Genomic DNA, 21168 nt, shown 5'->3' with positions numbered 1-21168 from the left:
GCTGTTCCTTATTCCCCTTCGACCCGCATGATGCTGGCCACGTCCCGCACGCTGTCCAGCGCGCGGAGCTTGTCGACCGTCGCCGACAGCGCGGCGTCGGTGGCACGGTGGGTGACCACGACGAGCGAGGCGTCGCCGTCGCGGCCCTGCTGGCGCACGGTGTCGATGGAGACGCCGTGCTCGGCGAAGACGGACGCGACCTGGGCGAGCACACCCGCACGGTCGTCCACGTCGAGGCTGACGTGGTAGCGGGTGACCACCTGGTCCATCGGCTTGGCGGGCAGCTGCGTGTAGACCGAGTCGCCGGGGCCGGTGGCGCCGGCCAGCTTGTTGCGGCAGACCGCGACCAGGTCGCCGAGCACCGCGGAGGCCGTCGGCGAGCCGCCCGCGCCCGGGCCGTAGAACATCAGCCGGCCGGCCGCCTCGGCCTCGACGAACACCGCGTTGTACGCCTCGCGGACGGAGGCCAGCGGGTGCGACAGCGGGATCATCGCCGGGTGCACCCGCGCGGTGACGGACTCGCCGTCGGCCGCCCGCTCGCAGATCGCGAGCAGCTTGACCACGCAGCCCATCTCCTTGGCGGAGGCGATGTCGGCCGCGGTCACCTCGGTGATGCCCTCGCGGTAGACGTCCGCCGCGGTCACCTCGGTGTGGAAGGCGATGCCGGCCAGGATCGCGGCCTTGGCGGCGGCGTCGAAGCCCTCGACGTCGGCGGTCGGGTCGGCCTCGGCGTAGCCCAGCGCGGTGGCCTCCTCCAGCGCCTCCGAGTAGCCGGCGCCGGTGGTGTCCATCTTGTCGAGGATGAAGTTGGTGGTGCCGTTGACGATGCCCAGCACCCGGTTGACCTTGTCGCCGGCGAGGGACTCGCGCAGCGGGCGCAGCAGCGGGATCGCGCCCGCCACCGCGGCCTCGTAGTACAGGTCCACCCCGGCCTCGGCGGCCGCCGCGTGCAGCTCGGTGCCGTCCTTGGCGAGCAGCGCCTTGTTGGCGCTGACCACCGAGGCACCCTGCTTGAAGGCCGACAGGAGCAGGGATTTGGACGGCTCGATGCCGCCCACGACCTCGACCACCACGTCGATGTCGCCTCGGGTGACCAGGGCCTCGGCGTCGGTGGTGATCAGGTGCTCGGGCACGCCCGGGCGCACCCGCCCGGCCCGGCGTACCGCGATCCCGGCCAGCTCCACCGGGGCACCGATGCGCGCGGCGAGGTCGTCGGCCGTCGTCGTCATGATGCGCGCCACCTCGGAGCCCACCACACCACAGCCCAGCAACGCCACCTTCAGCGGGCGCGTACGCATCATCCGACTCCGCTCTGCATTCATCGTGCTTCGTTATTTCCGGCGGGTTTTTCCGGGGCCGCCGGTAACCTCGGTCCGTACCAGTCTCGGGGACTTTCCGTGCGGATCTACGGTCGTTCCATGATCTGAGACAAGAATTTCGTCATCCGATATCGAGACGCAGGAGATCCTCCTCCGTCTCACGCCGGACGATCACCCGCGCGGCACCGTCCCTGACGGCCACCACGGGGGGCTTGAGGGCGTGGTTGTAGTTGCTCGCCATCGAGCGGCAGTAGGCGCCGGTGGCGGGCACCGCGATCAGGTCGCCCGGGGCCAGGTCGGCCGGCAGGAAGGCGTCCCGGACGACGATGTCGCCGGACTCGCAGTGCTTGCCGACCACCCGGACCAGCATCGGCTCGGCGTCGCTGGCCCGCGACACCAGGGCCACCGAGTACTCGGCGTCGTACAGCGCGGTGCGGATGTTGTCCGACATCCCGCCGTCCACGCTGACGTACGTGCGCAGGCCCTCCAGCGGCTTGACGGTGCCGACCTCGTACAGCGTGAACGCCGTCGGGCCGACGATCGCCCGGCCCGGCTCCACGCTCAGCCGGGGGGCGTTCAGGTTCGCGGCGGCGCACTCGCGGCGGACGATGTCGGCCAGCGCGGCCGCGATCTCGGCCGGCTCGCGCGGGTCGTCCTCGCTGGTGTACGCGATGCCGAGGCCGCCGCCCAGGTCGATCTCGGGCAGCTCGACGCCGTGCTCGTCGCGGATCTGCGCCAGCAGGCCGACCACCCGGCGGGCGGCCACCTCGAAGCCGGCGGTGTCGAAGATCTGCGAGCCGATGTGCGAGTGGATGCCGCGCAGCTCCAGACTGCCGTGGCCGAGCACCCGGCGCACCGCCTCGGCGGCCGCTCCCCCGGTCAGCGACAGGCCGAACTTCTGGTCCTCGTGCGCGGTGGCGATGAACTCGTGGGTGTGCGCCTCGACGCCGACGGTGATCCGGATCAGCACCTGCTGCCGGACGCCCTGGCGGGCGGCGATCGCGGCGAGGCGCTCGATCTCCTCGTACGAGTCGACCACGATGTGTCCGACGCCGGTCTTCACGGCGTGCTCCAGCTCGTCCACCGACTTGTTGTTGCCGTGCAGCGCGATCCGCTCCGCCGGCATCCCGGCGGCCAGCGCCACCGCCAACTCGCCCGCGCTGCACACGTCGAGGTTGAGGCCCTCCTCGTGCAGCCAGCGCACGACGGCCTTGGAGAGGAACGCCTTGCCGGCGTAGTAGACGTCCGCGTCGGAGCCGAAGGCGTCCCGCCACGCGCGCGCCCGGGCCCGGAAGTCCTCCTCGTCCAGCAGGTACGCCGGGGTGCCGAACTCGGCCGCCAGCCGCTTGACGTCGATCCCGCCGACGGTGGCCACGCCCTCGGCGTCGCGGGTGACGGTGCGGGACCAGACCTTGGGGTCGAGCGCGTTCAGGTCCGCCGGCGGGGCCTGGTAGTGGCCGTCGGGGAGCACGTCGCCGTGCCGGGGGCCTGCGGGGTGTGCCGATCGACTCATGCGCCCACCTCGCTTCGCTCGGCGGGGCATTCGCCACGCGCAGCATCAATGATTCGTTCGCTTCGCTCACTCATGCTCGTGAATCCTTCGAGACCTATGGCGAGGGGCGGCCGACGGTCCCCGTTGACCGTCGTGCCGCCCCCGCAGTGCGCTTGGGGGTGGTTCCTACATCCGCTCGGGCGCCGTCACGCCCAGGAGCGTCAGGCCGTTGGCCATGACCGTGCGCGTGGCCTCGACCAGCCACAGCCGGGCACGGTGCGTGTCCGTGAGCTCCTCGTCGCCCTTGGGCAGGAACATGCAGTTCTCGTACAGGCGGTGGTACTTGCCCGCGAGGTCCTCCAGGTAGCGCGCGACCCGGTGCGGCTCGCGCAGCTCACCGGCCGTGGCCAGCACGCGCGGGAACTCGCCGAGGGCGCCGAGGATGTCGTTCTCCCACTCGGTGGCGAGCAGCTCGGGTTTGAACTGCTCGGCCGCGCCCTTGTCCACGCCCAGCTCGGCGGCCTTGCGCGCCACGCCGCACATCCGGGTGTGCGCGTACTGCACGTAGAACACCGGGTTCTCGTTGCTCTGGCTGGTCAGCAGGTTGATGTCCAGCGTGATCGTCGAGTCCGTGGAGGAGCGCGCCAGGGTGTAACGGGCCGCGTCCACGCCGATCCACTCGACCACGTCGTCGATCGTGATGATGTTGCCGGCCCGCTTGGACATGCGGACCTCTTCGCCGTCGCGAAGCATCTTCACGAACTGGCCGATCTTCACCTCGATGTTGTGGTCCATGTCGTCGCCCGCGCAGGCCGAGATGGCCCGGAGGCGGTTGACGTAGCCGTGGTGGTCGGCGCCCAGCATGTAGAGCGCGACCTCGGCGCCGCGGTCCCGCTTGGAGAGGTAGTAGGCGGCGTCGGCGGCGAAGTAGGTCTTGTCGCCGTCGGCCTTGATCAGGACGCGGTCCTTGTCGTCGCCGAAGTCGGTGGTGCGCAGGAACACCGCGCCGTCGTTCTCGAAGACGTGGCCCTGCTCGCGCAGCCGGTCGATGGCCTTCTCGACCGCGCCGGAGTCGTGCAGCGTCTTCTCCGAGAACCACACGTCGAAGTGGGTGCCGAACTCGTCCATCGAGCGCTGGATCTCGCCGACCATGAGCTTGAGGCCCTCGGTGCGGAAGACCTGCAGCTGCTCCTCCTCGGAGAGGTCGAGCACGCCCGGGATCGCCTCGGTGAGCGCCTTGGCGATGTCGACGATGTACTCGCCGACGTAGCCGCCCTCGGGCACCTCGCGGCCGTTCGCGGCGGCCTGCAGCGAGGCGGCGAACTTGGTGATCTGCACGCCGGCGTCGTTGAGGTAGTACTCGGTGGTGACGTCGGCGCCGGAGGCCCGCAGCACGCGCGCCAGCGAGTCGCCGACGGCCGCCCAGCGGACGCCGCCGATGTGGATCGGGCCGGTCGGGTTGGCGGAGACGAACTCAAGGTTGATCTTGAGGCCCTTGAGCGCCTCGTTGCGGCCGTAGGCCTCGCCCGCCTCGACGACGGTGCGCGCCAGCGCGCCGGCGGTGGCGGTGTCCAGGGTGATGTTCAGGAAGCCCGGACCGGCGATGTCGACCTTGGCGACGCCGGTGATCCCTCGCAGGCGCTCCGACAGGGCCTCGGCAACGGCTCGCGGCGGCTTGCCGGCCGCCTTGGCGAGCTGGAGGGCCACGTTGGTCGCGTAGTCGCCGTGGTCCCTGTTCTTGGGCCGCTCGACCGTCACGTGCTCGGGCACGGCGACGGCCAGTTCGCCCGCCTCGACGGCGGAGCTCACTGCGGCCTGGATTGCCTGGGAAAGGTCTGCGGGGGTCACGACGCCAAGCGTAGGCGAGACGGGGTGCCCGCCCGCACCCGGTTTACCGGTTGAGACGCCCGCGGGCGCCGCCACGCCGTCCTCGCCGGGGGTCTCAGCCGCGATCTCTGCGGTCTGTTCGCTCAGGGCGAAATCCGCCGGACGGTCCGCCGAGCAGCATCAGGCGGCGGACCAGAGCCACCAGGTCCGCCGGGTCGAAGGGCTTGCCGAGGTAGCCGTCCACGCCGACGGTGTCCCCCAGGTCGAGGTCGGCCGGGGTGCAGGCGCTCACGATCGCGATCGGGAGCCGGCTGGTGTCCGGAGTCGCGCGCAGCCGGGCCGCCGTCCGCAGGCCGTCCAGCCGCGGCATCACCACGTCCAGCGTCACCACGTCGGGCTTCACCCGGCGGATGACCTCCAGGCACTCGGCGCCGTCGGCGGCGGTCACCACCTCGAAGCCCTCAAGCTCCAGGTTGACCCTGATCAGCTGGCGGATCACCTCGCTGTCGTCCACCACGAGGACCCGCCCGGACACTCCCGACACCTCACCGAGGGTATCCGCGGCCCCGCCGCCCCGTCCGGCCTTTGGGCACTTCCGCTCCCCCGCCCGCCGCGGCCGCCCCGACCGCCTTCCCGGCCCCTACAAATCTTCCAAGGGGGCCGTGCACGGACCACGGCCCGGGCCTGGTAGTGTTCTCCACGTCGGAAGCGCGAGCCGCCGACCGGCCGAAAGGCCCCCGTAGCTCAGGGGATAGAGCACCGCCCTCCGGAGGCGGGTGCGTAGGTTCGAATCCTACCGGGGGCACTCACGCAGTGATTGCGAGAGTGTAATCAGGGCCCAGATCAGTGGAGTTGATCCACGGATCTGGGCCTTCGTCATGTCCGGGGACCGGTCCGGGGCCGGTTCGGGCCCCGGTTAGGGGCCGGCTCCCGCGGGCTCCGGCCCCGGCACGCTCCCGCCCCGCAGGCTCAGGAGGTGGCGGCCTCGACCTGGATGTAGAGGCCTGCGATGGTGTGGTCGAAGTAGGCGCTGTAGGAGACGTCGTCGGCGTCGCCGCCCTGCTGGTAGCCGCCGATGGCGCCGACCACGTCACCGGTGGTCGCGCTGATCCAGGGGCCGCCGCTGGTGCCGCCCGGGTACGAGGGGCAATCGACGACCCGCTGGTAGCTGCCCTGCTTGCCGGTGGTGTTGGTGCAGAGGTTGGGCGTCTCGGAGTCGGCGGGGTAGCCGTAGAGGCGGACGGTGGCGCCGAAGGGCTCGCCGGCGCCCAGGTGGTTGCCGCCGACCACGTCCTCGACCTCGCGGCCGTTGTTGGGGGCGGTCTCCAGGATCGCGAAGTCCTCGTCCTCGTCGCCCTTCTGGGCCCAGCCGGTGGTGGTGTGGATCGCGGTCACCTGCCAGGTGCCGTACGGGGCGGAGCCGTCCCGGTAGCCGGGGGCGAAGGTGACGCCGTCGGTGTCGTTGAGGCAGTGCGCGGCGGTCAGCAGCAGGTTGCGGGTGCTGCTGTGCAGCACGCTGGCGGTGCAGAAGTGGTTGCCCGCGGCCACCGAACCGCTGAACAGCGCGCCGACGATGGCGCTTTCGCGGTCGGCGGCGGGGGCGGCCGCGGTGGCGCCGAGGGCGACGCCGCGGGTGTCGGGGGCGGCGGCAGGCGTGGAGGAGGACGCGGAGTCGGTCGGCACCGGGCCCGCGGTCGGGCTGTCCGCCGGGCCGGCGGCCGGGGTCGGGCTGCCGCTCGGCGTGGGGGCCACCACCGGGGCGGGCGCGGCCGGTGCCGCCGTGGCCGGGGTGGGGGCGACGGCGGCGCGGGTGTTGCGGGCGGCCTTCCCGGCGGCCGTCGCGTCGGTCAGGTCCAGCCCGTGCGTGCCGGCGACCGCGGCGGCCACGACGACGGCGGACAGGGCGGTGAACAGGGACGGGGCAAGAAGACGGCGGCGGCCGGACCTCTTGCGGCGGTGCTTCCCCATGCCTGTCTCTCCTGCCCGGGTTCGGTGGCGGCGTTCGGTCAAACGACTATGACGCCTCCGCCTGGAAAGGTCGTTACCGAAGGCTTGGAGGACGATGAGAATTCCGTCACCCAGGCGCCCCTCGGGCCTCAGTGGGCGTGGTCTCGGGCAGCACGACGGCGCCTCCTTGATCCCTGGACGGTGGCCAGGAGTCAAGCAGGCGCCGGAGGTTGACTGCAGGACCTTGCTGCGGGTTTCAATCGGCCGGTGGCTGCTCCGCCCCCGCTTCCGTGCGAACCTCGCCGCCCGCCCGGACGTTGGCCTTGACGTCGGCCATGGCGGCGGCCCGCGGGCTCGGCCGGCCGTCCACGGCCCGGACGGTGGAGGCTGTCGCGGCGGCTTCGGCGCCGCCCTCGACGGCGGCGGCCTCACCGGGCTCCGGACGATGGTTGATCATCAGGAACGCGACCAGTGCGGCGAGGATCAGCACCCCCATCGCCACCCAGGTGGCGACCGCGTACCCGTGCACCGCGCCCTTCGCCCGCACCAGCGGGTCGGCGGCGATCCGGGCGGACAGGTAGGTCGCGGTGGCGCTGGCCGCGATCGTGTTCAGCAGCGCCGTACCGAACGAACCACCCACCTGCTGGGCCGAGTTGATGGTGGCCGAGGCGGCGCCGGCCTCGTTCGGGGCGACCCCGAGGGTGGCCAGGCTCATCGACGGCATGAACACCATGCCCATGCCGAAGCCGAGCAGCAGCTGGGCGGGCAGCACCATGGCCGCCCACGGGCTGTCCACCTTCATCTGGGTCAGCCAGGCCATGCCGCCCGCGGCGAGCAGCAGGCCGGGGGCGATCAGGTTGCGGGACGGCACCCTGGTCATCAGCCGTGCCGCGAAGCCCGTCGAACTGGTGACGATCGCGGCGGTCATCGGCAGGAAGGAGACCCCGGACATCACCGGCGAGAAGTGCTTGATCACCTGCAGGTAGTAGGTGAGGAACAGGAACAGGCCGAACATGCCGACCATGGCCAGGCCCACCGAGAGCGCGGCGCCGCCGCGGTTGCGCTCACCGACGATGTGCAGCGGGAGAAGCGCGTGGTCGGTTCGCTTCTCGACCAGGACGAAGAGCGCCAGCAGCAGGACGCCGAGCCCCAGCGAGCCCAGCACCAGCCAGTCGACCCAGCCCCGGGTCACGGCCTCGGAGGTGCCGAAGACGACGGCGAGCAGCCCGCTGCAGCCGAGCAGTGCACCCGGCAGGTCCAGTCTGACCCGGCGCCCCTTGGCGATGTGGTCGCGGGAGAGCACGTAGGAGGCGGCGAAGGCCGCGCCGACGGCGATCGGGGTGTTGACGAACAGGCACCAGCGCCAGTTCAGGTACTCGGTGAGCAGGCCGCCGGTGATGAAGCCGATCGCGGCGCCGCTGCCGGCGATCGCACCGAAGATGCCGAAGGCCGTACTGCGTTCCTTGGGGTTGCTGAAGGTCGTCGACAGCAGTCCCAGCGCCGAGGGCGCGAGCAGCGCGCCGAAGGCTCCTTGCAGGGCACGGGCGCCGAACAGCATGGCCGGCGAGGCCGCCGCGCCGCCGATGGCGGAGGCGAGGGCGAAGCCCAGCAGGCCGATGGTGAAGACCCGCTTTCGGCCGAAGAGGTCGCCCAGCCGTCCGCCGAGCAGCAGCAGGCCGCCGAAGGCGAGCGTGTAGGCGGTGATCACCCATTGCCGGTTGGCGTCGGAGATGCCCAGGTCCTTCTGGGCCGACGGCAGGGCGATGTTCACGATGGTGATGTCGAGGACGATCATGAGCTGGGCGATGGCGATGACCGCCAGCGCCCACCAGCGGCGACGGTCCGCGTCCTCATGACCGGTGGCGGTTTGCACAGACACTGGTCGAGCCTTCCGGAGTGGGGCGGAGAGGTCACGCAGTCGCCTTCCAGCCTTTACCCCGGCCCGACGGAATCGCAAGGAAAATCCTCGCCAAATCGGACTCTCGGGACAAAAGAACCAGGGTCCTGGGACTTCGGGACGAGCCCCCAGGACCCTGGTTCCGTACGACGGACTACAGCGCCGACAGCTCCTCGACCAGGTCGTCCAGCCCCAGCGAGCCCTGCGAGAGCGCCGCCATGTGCCAGGCCTTGAGGTCGAACTCCTCGCCGCGCGCCTCGTGCGCCGCCCGCGCCGCCGCCCGGCCGCGCAGCCAGGCGCGCTCGCCGAGCTTGTAGCCGATCGCCTGGCCGGGCATGCCCAGGTAGCGGACCAGCTCGCTGTCCAGGAAGTCGTCGCTCAGGCCGCAGTACTGCCCGAAGAACTCGCGGGCGTGCTCCGGGCTGACCGGCTCGCCCGGCTTGTACGGGGAGTCCGCCGGGAACTCCAGGCCCGCGTGCATGCCGATGTCGACGATGACCCGCAGCGCCCGCATCATCTGCGCGTTGAGGTAGCCGAGGCGGTGGCCCGGGTCGGTGAGGTAGCCCAGCTCGTCCATCAGGCGCTCGGCGTACAGCGCCCAGCCCTCCAGGTTGGCGCTGACCCCGCCGAGGCTCACCTGGTAGGTGGAGAGCCGGTCGGCGACGTAGTTCCACTGCGCGAGCTGCAGGTGGTGGCCCGGGACGCCCTCGTGGTACCAGATCGAGACGAGGTCCCAGAGCGGGAAGCGCTCCCGGCCCAGCAGCGGCAGCCAGGTCCGCCCGGGACGGTTGAAGTCCAGCGACGGCGGGGTGTAGTACGGCGCGGCGGCACTGCCCGCCGGGGCGATCTTCGACTCGACCCGGGTGACCGGCTCGGCCAGGTCGAAGTGGGTGCCCTGGAGGTCGCTGATCGCCTGGTCCATCAGGCCCTGCAGGTGCTCCCGGATGCCCTCGGCGCCCTCGACGGCGGGGCCGTCGGTGCCCAGCCAGGCCATCGCCGCCATCGGGTCGGCGCCCGGGAGGACCTTCTCGGCCTCGGCCCGCATCTGGGCGAGCAGGTCGTGGAACTCGGTCCAGCCCCAGGCGTACGCCTCGTCCAGGTCCAGGTCGGCGCCGGACCAGTAGCGCACCCACCGGCGGTAGCGCTCACGGCCCACCGCGTCGGGGGTGCCGGCCGCGGCCGGGCCGTACACGTCGCGCAGCCAGTCGCGCAGGGCGGCCAGCGCCTCGGTGGCGGCCACCGCGTGCCCGGACAGCTCGGCGTGCAGGGCCTGCGGCGCGTCCTGGACGAACTGCCCGAACCAGCCGCCCGGAACCTCCCCCTCCAGCCACTCGGCGATCTGCCCCACCACCGTGGTCACCTGGCGCGGACCGGCCAGCAGGCCGCGCTCGATGCCCGCGGCCAGGGTCTGCCGGTACTGCTCCAGCGCGACCGGGACCTTCGCCAGCCGGCGGCCGACCACCTGCCACTCGGCCTCGGTGCCGGTGGCCATCAGGGTGAAGGACTCCCGCAGGTCGTGCACCGGGGAGGCCAGGTTGCGCACCGCGCGCAGGTGCTCCCCCGCCTCGTGGACGGCGAGTTCGGCGGTCAGCCGCTCGCGCAGCAGCCGGGCGCAGCGGCGCTCGGCCTCGTCGTCGGCGGCGCCGGCCCGCTCGGCCTCGTCGAGCTGCGCCAGGGTGCGGCGGGCGAGGTCGGCGATCGCCTGGGCACCGGCCGGGGAGAGGTCGGGCAGCCGGTCGTCCTCGGGGTTGAGGCCGAGGTAGACCGCGGTCAGCGGGTCGAGTTCGGCGAGCGCGCGGACGTAACCGTCGGCGATGCGGCGCGGGGTGCTGCCGTCGGCGGTGATCAGTTCTTCAACCATCCGGACATCATTTCGTGGCACGGCCGGTTTGCAACCCCTTTGCCGCCCCCGGTCCGCGCCCCCCGCACCCGCGCCGACCCGCGAAAATCCGTTCGGCCGCGACAGGATCCGTTCCGTCCGGCACCCATTACGCTGCCGCCATGGACGCCCGCCCCACCCCGGCAGCCGATCAGGTGCCCGCCCCGGCCGTACCCGACCTGCGCCCGCGCCGCACCGGCTACCGGCGGCTGCCGGTCCAGCAGCGGCGCGAGCAGCTGATCGCGGTCGCCCTGGAGCTGTTCGCCTCCCGGCCGCCCGAGGAGGTGAGCCTGGACGACGTCGCCGAGGCCGCCGGGGCCTCCCGCCCGCTGGTCTACCGCTACTTCGCGGGCGGCAAGCAGCAGTTGTACGAGGCCGCGCTGCGCACCGCCGCCGAGGAGCTGACCAGCCGCTTCGCCGTGCCGCTGGCCGGGACGCCGTCCGAGCAGCTGGCGGCCGTGCTGGACGGCTACTTCGCGTTCGTGGCCGAGCACGACGCGGGCTACTCGGCGCTGCTGCGCGGCGGTTCGGTGGTGGAGACGGCCCGCACCTCGGCGATCGTGGACGACGTCCGACGGGCGGCGCTGCGGCGGACACTGCGCCACCTGGGCGTGCGGGAGGCCGGGCCGCGGCTGACGCTGCTGGTGCGCTCGTGGATCGCGGTGGTCGAGGGCGCGTCGCTGAGCTGGCTGGACGAGGGGCGGACGCTGCCGGTGGCCGAGCTGCGCGACTGGCTGGTGGACCAGTTCACCGCGATGGCGGCGGCGACGGCCCTGCACGACCCGCAGACGGCGCAGGTGCTGGCCGGGCTGCTCGCGCTGGAGGGGCCGGAGGCTCCACGGGCGGAGCGGCTGCGCGCGGTGCTGGCGGCGCACTGAGGGCTCTGGGGCCCGACGAGGGCTCTGGGGCCCGACCCCCGTGCCAAGGGTCGGGGCTCCGCGCGGCCTACGCCTTGCCGAGCACCTGGCGCTGGCGGCCGAGGCCGTCGATCTCGATCTCGACGACGTCGCCGGGGGCGAGGTACGGCGTGCCGGGGCGGCCCAGGGTGACCCCGGCCGGGGTGCCGGTGACGATCACGTCGCCCGGCTCCAGCACCATGAACTGGCTGGCGTAGCGGACCAGTTCGAGCACCGGGAAGATCATCTCCGCGGTGCTGCCGTGCTGCCGCTGGTCGCCGTTGACCCAGAGCCGCAGCGACAGGGCCTGCGGGTCCGCCACCTCGTCGGCGGTGACCAGCCAGGGCCCGAGCGGGGTGAAGGTCTCCGCCGACTTGCCCTTGTCCCACTGGCCGCCGCGCTCGAACTGGAAGGCCCGCTCGGTGACGTCGTTGGCGATCGTGTAGCCGGCGATCACCGCGGCGGCCTGCTCGGGCCCGTCCAGGTAGCGGGCGGTGCGGCCGATCACCACGGCCAGCTCGGCCTCGTAGTCGGTCTTCTCGCCGCCGCGCGGCACCAGCACCTCGTCGTACGGGCCGACCACGGTGCTGCTCGGCTTGAGGAAGATCACCGGCTCGGCCGGGATCGCCGCCCCGGCCTCGGCCGCGTGGTCGCGGTAGTTGAGCCCGATGCCGACCACCTTGCCCGGGCGGGCCACCGGCGCGCCCACCCGCTGCCCGGCCAGGTCCACCACCGGCAGGACGCCGGCGGCCACCTCCCGGGCCAGCGCGGCCGGGTCCAGCCCGGCCAGGAAGTCCCCGTCGAGGTCGCGGGACCGCCCGGAGAGGTCGTACGCGGTGCCGTCCTCACCCAGGACGACCGGGCGCTCGGCGCCCGGGGGTCCGACGCGCAGGAGCTTCATCGATCCTTCACCAGCCTTTCGTCGCAGCTCACGGGGCGGCACGGACACCGCTCCCGCGTCCGGCAACGAGGTATACCAACGCCCCGGGGCGGCGGACCAGACCGTCCCGATGGGCGAAATCCTCCCGATTCCCGGCCCGGCCAGGGGCCCGGATCGGGTGGCTGCACGGTTGACACCCGGCGGGAACCGTCAGGCGCGCCCTATCCGCCGACGCCGAGCAGCACCGCCAGGCTCAGTGCGCGCGGCCGGCCCGGGCCGAGCCTGGCGACCTCCCGCTGCCAGTGCGCGAGGTCGCGCCGCGCGTCCGCCCGGGCCTCCCGGGCGGCGCCCGGCGTCTGCGTCAGCTCGTCCAGCAGGGCGACGGCCGTGCCCGGGCTGCCGTCCCGGGCCAGCCAGAGGGCCAGGTCGTGGCAGGTGCGCAGGGTGCGCGGGTCGGCCGGGCCGCAGATCCGGGCGAAGTCGGGGACGAGCGCGGTGAGGATCTCCACCGCCTCCGCCGGCTCGCCCGCCGCGCCGTGCTGCCAGGCCCGGTCGGCCCGCCGGCGCAGCTGCTCCGGGCTGGGGTCGTCCGGGCGGAGCATCCCCGGCCGGACCGCGCGCAGCCGCTCCAGCACCTCGGCGGCGTCGGTCGGCCGGTCCTCGGGCGACTTGGCGAGCAGCCCGGCGACCAGCTCGGCCAGCGCCGGGTCCTTGCTGCGGACCCGGGCCGGGACCTCGTCCAGGTGCTTGCGGATGTACTCGGCGACCGAGGCCGCGCGGAACGGGCGCCCGCCGGTGCAGACCTCGTACAGCATGACGCCGAGCGCGTAGAGGTCGGCCCGGCCGTCCACCGTGCCGCCGGACCAGCACTCGGGCGCCAGGTAGGGGACGGTGCCGACCACGTTGCCGGTGGAGGTGAGCCGGACGGTCTGGGTGACCAGTCGGGCGATGCCGAAGTCCAGGACCTTGGCCCGCTCCCCCTCGTCCGTGATCATCACGTTCTCGGGCTTGATGTCCCGGTGGACGATGCCCGAGCGGTGCGCGGCGTCCAGCGCCTTGCACACGTGGCGCATCCAGCGCAGCGCCTTGGCGTGGTCCGGCAGGCCGCCCCTGAGCACCTCGGACAGCGCCCGGCCGCGGACCAGCTCCATCACCAGGTACGGGATCTCGCCGGAGCCGACGGCCGTCCGCCCGTAGTCGTACACGGTCACGATGTGCGGGTTGCTGAGGCCGCCGGCCGTCTCGGCCTCGCGGACGAACCGGCTGACCGCTTCCCGGTCGGTGGCGTGCTCGGCGAGCAGGATCTTGACCGCGACCTGCCGGCGCATCTCCAGGTCCGTCGCCCGCCAGACCACGCCGAAGCCGCCCCTGCCCAGCCGTTCCTCCAGCCGGAAGCGACCGCCGAGCACGTCGCCCTTCTCCATGCCGTCCCCCAACTCGACCGCGCCCGCCCGGCGTTCGCCGTCGGAGGGGTCACCTTAGCGGCGGCCGGGGACGAACGGGTGAACGGGCCCGGGCCGGATGTTCCGGGGTTCGCCACGGCTACGGCTCCAGCTACGGCTTGGGCTACGGCCACGGCTACGGCTCCAGCTACGGCTTGGGCTACGGCCACGGCTACGGCTTGGGCTTGGGCAGCCCGGGCGGGTTGACCTCGGAGGTGGGGACGGCCTCGTTGTCCAGGCCCCAGCGCTTGAGCACCTGCCCGTACATGCCGTTCCTGATCACCTCTGCGAGCGCCCCGTTGAGTGCCCCGACCAGCCCGTTGTCCTTCCTGGTGGTCGCCGCGATCTTGCCGAGGACGTCCGCGCCGCCGCCCGAGTAGGTGCCCACGATCTCGGTCTCGCCGCTCTGCGCGACGTGGAAGGCGAGGCTCGGGTTGGGGCCGACGTAGGCGTCGATCCGGCCGGAGGAGAGCGCCAGGTAGAACTCGGTGCCCTGGAAGTACTTGATGTCGATCGACTTGAGGCCGTTGCGGACGTTCTCCTCGCTCCACGAGAGCAGCAGCTTCTCCTGGTTGGTGCCGCTGGAGACGCCGACGCTCCGGCCCGCGAGGTCCTTGGCGCCGGTGACCTTGAGGCCGCTGCCCTTCTTGGCCTCGAAGCCGAGGATGTCCAGCCGGTAGGTGGCGAAGTCGTACTTCTCCTTGCGCGCCTCGGTGACGGTGATGTTGGAGAAGCCCACGTCGTACTTGCCGCTGTCCAGGCCGACGAAGATGTTCTCCCAGGACACCGGGGTGAACTCGACCTTGAGGCCGAGCACGTTGCCGACCAGGGAGGCGAGGTCCGGCTCGACGCCGATGACGGTCCGGTCGTCGTTCGCGTAGAAGTCCAGCGGCGGGGTGGTGCCGAGGGAGTCGACGACGGTCAGCGTCCCGCGCTTCCTGATCTCCTCCGGGACCAGCGCGGCGATCGCGTCGACTTTGGGCGTGGCGACCCGGTTCTGCTTCGGCGACAGGTTCACCACCGTGCCGTCCGGCGCGGTGCTGCCCTTGCCGGGGGCGAGTTCCGCCGCGGCGCCCGTGGCACCGCTGCCGCAGCCGGCCAGGGTGAGGGCGGCGGCGAGCGCGGCGGCCGCGGTCACGAGGGCGCGACGGGGTAGGGACATGGCGGAACTCCTGCTCGGTGAAGGGGACTTGAAAGGGCTGAGAGGGAGGGGAGGCGACGGAGCGGGTCAGAGGACCTTGGCCAGGAAGGCCCGGGTGCGCTCCTGCCGCGGACGGTCCAGGACCTCGGCCGGCGGGCCCTGCTCGACCACCACGCCGCCGTCCATGAAGACCACGGTGTCGGCGACCTCGCGGGCGAAACCGATCTCGTGGGTGACCACGATCATCGTGGTGCCGCTGCGGGCGAGGTCCTTGATGACGTCCAGCACCTCGCCGACCAGCTCCGGGTCGAGCGCCGAGGTGGGCTCGTCGAACAGCAGCACCTTGGGCTCCAGCGCCAGCGCCCGGGCGATCGCCACCCGCTGCTGCTGCCCGCCGGACAGCTGCCGGGGGTAGGCGGCCGCCTTGTCGGCCAGCCCGACCCGCTCCAGCAGCGCCAGCGCCGCGGCCCTGGCCTCGGCCCGGGGGCGGCGCAGCGCGGAGACCGGCGCCTCGACGAGGTTCTCCAGCACGGTGAGGTGCGGGAACAGGTTGAAGTTCTGGAACACGAAGCCGATGCCGGTGCGCTGGCGCAGCACCTCGCGCTCCTTGAGCTCGTACAGCCTGTCCCCGGAGCGCCGGTAGCCGATCAGCTCGCCGTCGATGGCGACGTGGCCGCGGTCCAGCTTCTCCAGGTGGTTGATGGCGCGCAGCAGGGTGGACTTGCCGGAGCCGGACGGACCGAGCACCACGGTCACCGAGCCGGCCGGCACGTCCAGGTCGACCCCGCGCAGCACCTCCAGCCGGCCGAAGCTCTTGTGCAGGCCGCGGACCTGCACCATCGGGGCGGCGGCCTTGGTCAGGGTCGTGGTCACGGCTGTCCTCCAGTGGTACGGACGGCGGTACGGGCGGTGGTGCGGACGAAGGCCCGCAGGCGCTGCAGCGGGGTGGGCGGCGGGGTGCGCTGCGCGCCGCGGGCGAAGTAGCGCTCGACGTAGTACTGGCCGATCGACAGCAGGGTGGTCAGCACCACGTACCAGACGGTGGCGACCATCAGCAGCGGCACCACCCGGCCGGTCCGGCCGTAGATGACCTGGGCCTGGTAGAAGAGCTCGCCGATGGCCATCACGTAGACCACCGAGGTGCCCTTGAGCAGCGAGATCACCTCGTTGGCGGCGGCCGGCAGGATGCCCCGCATGGCCTGCGGCAGCACGATCCGCCACGCCTGCCGCCAGCGTGGGATGCCGAGCGCGGCGGCGGCCTCGCGCTGGCCGGCGTCCACCGCGATGATCCCGCCGCGGATGATCTCGGCGGCGAACGCGGCCTGGTGCAGCCCGAGGCCGAGCACGGCCGCCCCGAGCGCGCTGAGCACGCCGACGGTCTCGACGCTGCCGAAGGTCGGGCCGAACGGGATGCCGATCCCGAACCGCTTGTACAGGTAGGAGAGGTTGAACCAGAACACCAGCTGGACGATCAGCGGGATCGAGCGGAACACCCAGACGTACGCCCAGGCGATGGAGCTCAGGATCGCGCTGCGGGACAGCCGCAGCGCGGCCACCACGGCGCCCAGCAGGAAGCCCAGCACCGTGCCGTAGGCGGTGAGTTGGAGGGTCCGGCCGATCGCCCGGAGGATCGTGTCGGCGGTGAAGTAGACCCGGAAGGTGGCCCAGTCCCAGGCCGGGTTGGTGGCCAGGCCGTGGGTGAACTGGGCGAGGACGACGAGCGCGGCGATCCCGGCGGCCCAGCGCCAGGGGTGCCGGGCGGGGACGGTCCGCAGGCCGTCCAGCGCGTCGAGGTCGAGGTCGACGGGGGCCGCGGCCGCCCGTCCGGGGCGGGCCGGTGGCGCTTCGGTGGTGACGGTCATCGGAGGGCTCCTTCGGCGGGGTCGGCGCTCACGCGTGCTCGGGCGGGCTGATCTGCGACTCCTTGATCGCCGAATCGGCGACCCCCCACTTGCGCAGGATCCGCTCGTACGTCCCGTCCTTGATCAGCTGGTTGACCGCCGCCTGGAAGGCCGGGGTGAGCTTCGATCCCTTCTTGAAGGCGAAGCCGACGTCGAGGCGGTGGAACTCGCCGAGGAAGCGGGTGCCGGAGGCCTCCTGCGCGGCCTGGTGGCGCAGGCCGTTGATGGTGGACATCTCGACGTCCACCCGCCCCTGCTGGAGGCCGGTCAGCAGCGCGCCGCTCTCGCTGAACGCCTTGACCTCGTACGGCTTCTTCCCCGCGTCGGTGCAGACGTTCTTCCGGCTGTTGAGGGTGGTCTCGAAGGTGGTGCCGGCGCCGGTGCCGACGGTCAGGCCGCACAGCTGGACCAGGTCGGTGACCGGCTGGATCGCGGTGTTGTCCGTCTTCACCGCGAAGCCCTGGCCGTCGTCGATGTAGGTGACGAAGTCGATGGTCTTCAGCCGGGCCGTGGTGACCCCGAAGTTGCCGGTGCCGACGTCGAACTTCCCGCTGTCCAGGGCCGGGAGGATGGTCTCGAACGCGGCCTCCTCGCGCTGCACGGTCAGGCCGAGCAGCTTGGCCACCGCGTCGGAGAGGTCCACGTCGATCCCGGCGGGCTTCTTGCTGACCTGGTCAGCGTAGAACGCGCTGGGCGGCGCGCCGAAGGACGAACCGAACGTCAGCGTGCCGGCCTTGCGGACCTCCTCCGGCAACAGGGCGGCGGCGGTCTCCGACTTCGCCAGGCCGGAGACGACGTCCTCGGTGGCGGTGGCGGCCGGGCCGCCCGCCCCCGCCGCGCCCGCGATCTTCGGGTCCGAGCCGCAGGCGGCCAGCGCCAGGACCGGCAGCAGGGCGGTGGTCGCGAGCAGGCGGCGGCGGACGGTGCTGGTTCTCACGGGGGGCCTTTCGGGGGGCGGGGACGGATCAGGGGGCCGGGACGAGGACGGAACCGTCGCCGGTGGCGGCGATGCCGAGGAACTCGACGGGCATGGCGGAACCTTTCGGGTGAGCGGGATCCGGTGGGCTGCGGGTGGGCAGGCCGGAGGCGGCCGCGGCGGGGCGGCCGTGAACGCGGGTACGTGACCGTGACGACTACGGGGAGCGCGGTGCGAGGTGGAAGGCGGCAGCGTGCGCCTGGTGAGCCGTCAGATGCGGACGGCGGATCCCGGCCCGCGACGGGGCAAACCGAGGGAGGACTCCCCGAGGGAGATCAGGGCCGGACGGGCGGCCCGCTGCCGGGTCAGCCGCGACACGCCGCGGACCACACCCGACCGAAGTCGATGTGGTCGCGGGTGACCAGGGGCTGCTCGGCGTACATGGCCTCAAGTTGAGCAGTCGGCTCGGCGGTACGTCAACCACCCATCGTTACCGCACTGTTGCGATCTCCTGTCGCCCTGCGACCGGCCCCGCCGGACCCCGGACCACCCTTGACAGCCGTCGATCGTGCATGCGTACGATCGCGGCGGAGTGCAGTGCAACCGTGCCGGACGCGTTGAGGGACGCGGGCTGGCACCCAGGCCGTACGTACGTGACCGCAGCCGTACCCGCCCGCCCGCACTCCCGTCCGCTCTCCCGCCAGGAGCCTCCGCCATGGCCACCCCGCAGGACGTCCTGCCCTCCCCTTCCAGCCACGACCCCTCCGCCCTCGACCACCCCGTCCCGCCGCCCGACCCCGAGGCCCGGATCGTCGCCCGCCGCAGGCCCGGCCAGTGGGTCGCCGCCGCCGTGGCGCTGCTGCTGGCGGCGATGGCCGTCAACTCGGTGATCCGCAACAAGGCCTTCCAGTGGAGCGTCGTCGCCGACTGGTTCACCGCCCGGTCCGTCCTGAACGGCCTGACCCTGACCCTGTGGCTGACGGCCGTCACCCTCGCCCTCGGCTTCGTGCTCGGCACCGTCCTCGCCACCATGCGGCTCTCCACCAACCCGGTGCTGCGCACCATCAGTTGGGGCTACATCTGGATCTTCCGCTCCACCCCGCCGCTGGTGCAGCTGCTGTTCTTCTTCAACATCGGCGCGCTCTACCCGACGCTCGGCCTCGGCATCCCCTTCGGCCCCGAGTTCGTCACCGTCAGGACGGTCAACCTGATCGGCCCCACGCTGACCGCCGTCATCGGCCTCACCCTGCTGGAGACCGCGTACGCCGCCGAGGTGATCCGCGGCGGCATCCTGTCCGTGGACCGCGGCCAGCTGGAGGCGGCGGCCGCGCTCGGGCTCGGCCGGTGGCGGGTGCTGCGCCGGATCGTCGTGCCGCAGGCGATGCGCGCGATCGTGCCGACCGCCGGGAACATGCTGATCGGCGCGCTCAAGGGCACCAGCATCGTCAGCGTGCTGGCCGTCTCCGACCTGCTCCACTCGGTGCAACTGGTCTACCTGCAGTCGTACCGGGTGATCCCGATGCTGATGGTCGCCACCATCTGGTACCTGGTGGTCACCACCCTGCTGTCCGTCGGCCAGTACTACGTGGAGCGGCACTTCGCCAAGGGCGCCACCCGCGACGGCCTGCCGCCCACCCCGCTGCAACGGGCCCGCGCGGCCTACCGCCGGGTGGTGGGGGCATGACGACGACGCTCGTGATCGTCGGCGCCGGCCCGCGGGCGACCGGCCTGCTGGAGCGGATCGCCGCCAACGCCGCCGAACTGCTGCCCGCCACACACCCGTTGGCGATCCACCTGGTCGACCCGTACCCGCCCGGCGCGGGCCGGATCTGGCGCCACGACCAGTCCCCGCTGCTGCGGATGAACTCGATGGCCGAGGACGTCACGATGTTCACCGACGAGCGCTCCATCCTCGAAGGACCGGTCCGCCCCGGCCCCTCGCTCGCCGAATGGGCCGTCCGGCAGGAGGAGTTCGCGCCCTACCGGGAGGTCGCCGACCCGGCCGTCCGGGCCGAACTGCGCACCCTCGCCCCCACCGACTTCCCCACCCGCCGGGCCCAGAGTGCCTACCTGGACTGGGTGTTCCGCCGTGCCGTCGCCGACCTGCCGCCGCACGTCGAGGTCACCGTCCACCGGGACACCGTCCGACGGATCGACGGCCCGGCCGACGGCCCGCAGACCGTCCACCTCACCGACCGGACCCTCACCGCCGACCACGTCGCCCTCACCCTCGGCCACCTCGACTCCGCCCCGCACCCCCGCCACGCCGCCGACGCCGGCTTCGCCGCCCGGCACGGCCGCTTCCACCTCCCGCCCGCCTACTCCGCCGACGTGGCCGCCGAGCTGGCGGGCATCGCCCCCGGCGAGCAGGTGGTGCTGCGCGGCCTGGGCCTCGCCTCGGTCGACCTGGTCGCCCTGCTCACCGAGGGCCGCGGCGGCCGCTTCGAACCCACCGGCGAGGGCGAGGCCCTGCGCTACCGCCCGTCCGGCCGGGAGCCCGTGCTCCACCTCGGCTCCCGGCGCGGCGTCCCATACCACGCCAAGACCGGCTACCGCCTCCAGGGGCCGCCGCCCCCGCTCCCCCGCTACTTCGACGCCGCCGCGGTGGACGCCGTGCTCGCCACCGAAGGGCCACTGCGACTGCGGCGCGACTTCTGGCCGCTGATGGCCAAGGAGATCGCCTTCGGGCACTACCACGAGCTGTTCCACGCCCACCCCGGCCGCGCCACCCTGCCCTGGCCGGAGTTCCTGGCCCGCTACGACCGGCACGGCTGGTACACCCCCGAACGGGCCGCCCTGGTCGCCGAGGCCGTCCCCGACCCGGCCGACCGGATCGACTTCGAACGGCTCGACCACCCGCTGGCCGGCCTCGAACTCGGCTCCGACGAGGAGCTCCAGACCCACCTGCGCACGTACGTCACCGCCGACGCCGACCGCCGCGCCGACCCCGCGCACAGCGCCGACCTCGGCGCCTTCCTCGCCCTGCTCTCGCTGTTCGGCCAGCTCCCCCGGGTGGCGGCGAGCGGCCGGCTCACCGCCCGCTCGATCGCCGAGGAGCTGGACGCGTGGTTCTTCGGCTACTTCGGCTTCCTCGCCTCCGGCCCGCCCGGCTTCCGGCTGCGCCAGCTGCTCGCGCTCTCCGAGGCCGGGGTGGTGCGCTTCCTCGGCGCCGGAATCCGGGTCGACCGGGACGAGGCCACCGGCACCTGGCGCGCCTCCGGCACCACCGTGCCCGGGCACACCGTCACCGCGACGGCGCTGGTCGAGGCGTACCTGCCCAAGCACGCGCTGGCCCGCACCCTCGACCCGGTGCTGCGCGAACTGCACCGCGCCGGGCGGATCGTGGAGGAGGTGGTGGACGACCCGGACTACACCCACCGGTCCGGCCTGGTCACCATCGCCCCCGCCGACGGCCGGCTGCTGGACCCAGCCCTGGGCGGCGCACCGCACCCGCGGCGCACCGCGCTCGGCCCGCACACCAGCATGCGCTCGGCCGTCGCGTTCGCCCGGCCGCGCACCGACGCCCCGGCCTTCCGGCAGAACGACGCGGCCGCCCGGGCGCTGCTGCGCGCCCTGGCCGCGCTGCCGACGGCAGCGGCGCTGGCGGCGTGACCGGTGGCGGCGGGGTGAC

The 21168-nt window shown here is 72.9% G+C and carries 16 protein-coding genes and 1 tRNA gene; 4 read left to right on the top strand and 13 right to left on the bottom strand.

The window, feature by feature from the left end:
- Positions 1-8 precede the first annotated feature (8 nt).
- The 4 genes from OP86_RS02590 to OP86_RS02575 form a co-directional block, all read right to left on the bottom strand.
- Positions 9-1301, bottom strand: coding sequence for a homoserine dehydrogenase (locus OP86_RS02590; RefSeq protein WP_030057545.1), 1293 nt, complete (start codon positions 1299-1301; stop codon positions 9-11).
- A 139-nt stretch (positions 1302-1440) separates the two neighbouring features.
- Positions 1441-2832 carry a diaminopimelate decarboxylase gene (gene lysA / locus OP86_RS02585; RefSeq protein WP_030254902.1) on the bottom strand — a complete coding sequence of 464 codons (1392 nt, stop codon included), beginning with the start codon at positions 2830-2832 and terminating at the stop codon, positions 1441-1443.
- A gap of 165 nt (positions 2833-2997) precedes the next feature.
- Positions 2998-4659, bottom strand: a complete 1662-nt coding sequence (gene argS, locus OP86_RS02580) for an arginine--tRNA ligase (RefSeq protein WP_030057548.1) — start codon at positions 4657-4659, stop codon at positions 2998-3000.
- Positions 4660-4753: 94 nt separating this feature from the next.
- The gene (locus OP86_RS02575) at positions 4754-5173 is read right to left on the bottom strand and encodes a response regulator (RefSeq protein ID WP_051829587.1); all 420 of its coding nucleotides are present in this window, start codon (positions 5171-5173) and stop codon (positions 4754-4756) included.
- A 198-nt stretch (positions 5174-5371) separates the two neighbouring features.
- Between OP86_RS02575 and OP86_RS02570 the strand changes: the two genes are divergently transcribed.
- A tRNA-Arg gene (locus OP86_RS02570) sits at positions 5372-5443 on the top strand.
- Positions 5444-5607: 164 nt separating this feature from the next.
- Here the strand turns inward: OP86_RS02570 and OP86_RS02565 are convergent.
- The 3 genes from OP86_RS02565 to OP86_RS02555 form a co-directional block, all read right to left on the bottom strand.
- On the bottom strand, positions 5608-6606 hold the full coding sequence (locus OP86_RS02565) for a trypsin-like serine peptidase (RefSeq protein WP_051829586.1): 999 nt from the start codon (positions 6604-6606) through the stop codon (positions 5608-5610).
- A gap of 235 nt (positions 6607-6841) precedes the next feature.
- Positions 6842-8380: an MFS transporter gene (locus OP86_RS02560; RefSeq protein ID WP_234434758.1), complete on the bottom strand. Its 1539-nt coding sequence runs from the start codon at positions 8378-8380 to the stop codon at positions 6842-6844.
- A gap of 256 nt (positions 8381-8636) precedes the next feature.
- Positions 8637-10343, bottom strand: a complete 1707-nt coding sequence (locus OP86_RS02555; RefSeq protein ID WP_030254891.1) for a DUF885 domain-containing protein — start codon at positions 10341-10343, stop codon at positions 8637-8639.
- A gap of 140 nt (positions 10344-10483) precedes the next feature.
- Here OP86_RS02555 and OP86_RS02550 point away from each other — a divergent pair, with 140 nt between their 5' ends.
- Positions 10484-11239 carry a TetR/AcrR family transcriptional regulator gene (locus tag OP86_RS02550; protein ID WP_106973316.1) on the top strand — a complete coding sequence of 252 codons (756 nt, stop codon included), beginning with the start codon at positions 10484-10486 and terminating at the stop codon, positions 11237-11239.
- Positions 11240-11306: 67 nt separating this feature from the next.
- Here OP86_RS02550 and OP86_RS02545 read toward each other — a convergent pair whose 3' ends face one another.
- The 6 genes from OP86_RS02545 to OP86_RS02520 all read right to left on the bottom strand — a co-directional run bounded on the left by OP86_RS02545 (position 11307) and on the right by OP86_RS02520 (position 17558).
- On the bottom strand, positions 11307-12158 hold the full coding sequence (locus tag OP86_RS02545) for a fumarylacetoacetate hydrolase family protein (protein WP_030057553.1): 852 nt from the start codon (positions 12156-12158) through the stop codon (positions 11307-11309).
- A 200-nt stretch (positions 12159-12358) separates the two neighbouring features.
- Entirely contained in the window at positions 12359-13561 is a 1203-nt protein-coding gene (locus tag OP86_RS02540; RefSeq protein ID WP_051829585.1) for a serine/threonine-protein kinase, read from the bottom strand.
- A gap of 190 nt (positions 13562-13751) precedes the next feature.
- On the bottom strand, positions 13752-14741 hold the full coding sequence (locus tag OP86_RS02535) for an ABC transporter substrate-binding protein (protein WP_030057555.1): 990 nt from the start codon (positions 14739-14741) through the stop codon (positions 13752-13754).
- A gap of 66 nt (positions 14742-14807) precedes the next feature.
- Positions 14808-15560, bottom strand: a complete 753-nt coding sequence (locus OP86_RS02530; RefSeq protein ID WP_030057556.1) for an amino acid ABC transporter ATP-binding protein — start codon at positions 15558-15560, stop codon at positions 14808-14810.
- A 29-nt stretch (positions 15561-15589) separates the two neighbouring features.
- Positions 15590-16582: an amino acid ABC transporter permease gene (locus OP86_RS02525; RefSeq protein WP_033330738.1), complete on the bottom strand. Its 993-nt coding sequence runs from the start codon at positions 16580-16582 to the stop codon at positions 15590-15592.
- A gap of 28 nt (positions 16583-16610) precedes the next feature.
- Positions 16611-17558 (bottom strand): ABC transporter substrate-binding protein, encoded by a 948-nt coding sequence (locus tag OP86_RS02520; RefSeq protein ID WP_234434750.1) that lies wholly within the window; start codon positions 17556-17558, stop codon positions 16611-16613.
- Positions 17559-18252: 694 nt separating this feature from the next.
- Here OP86_RS02520 and OP86_RS02515 point away from each other — a divergent pair.
- Both OP86_RS02515 and OP86_RS02510 read left to right on the top strand, forming a co-directional pair.
- Positions 18253-19221, top strand: a complete 969-nt coding sequence (locus OP86_RS02515; protein WP_033330736.1) for an amino acid ABC transporter permease — start codon at positions 18253-18255, stop codon at positions 19219-19221.
- Positions 19218-21149, top strand: a complete 1932-nt coding sequence (locus tag OP86_RS02510) for an FAD/NAD(P)-binding protein (RefSeq protein WP_030057559.1) — start codon at positions 19218-19220, stop codon at positions 21147-21149. Before OP86_RS02515 ends, OP86_RS02510 begins: the two co-directional genes overlap by 4 nt.
- Positions 21150-21168: the final 19 nt, after the last annotated feature.

This window comes from Streptomyces novaecaesareae, assembly GCF_000716875.1.
In the GTDB taxonomy this organism is placed as follows: Bacteria; Actinomycetota; Actinomycetes; order Streptomycetales; family Streptomycetaceae; genus Kitasatospora; species Kitasatospora novaecaesareae.
Note: the sequence above shows the minus strand (reverse complement) of the source record. Positions and strands in the feature narration are given on the sequence as shown.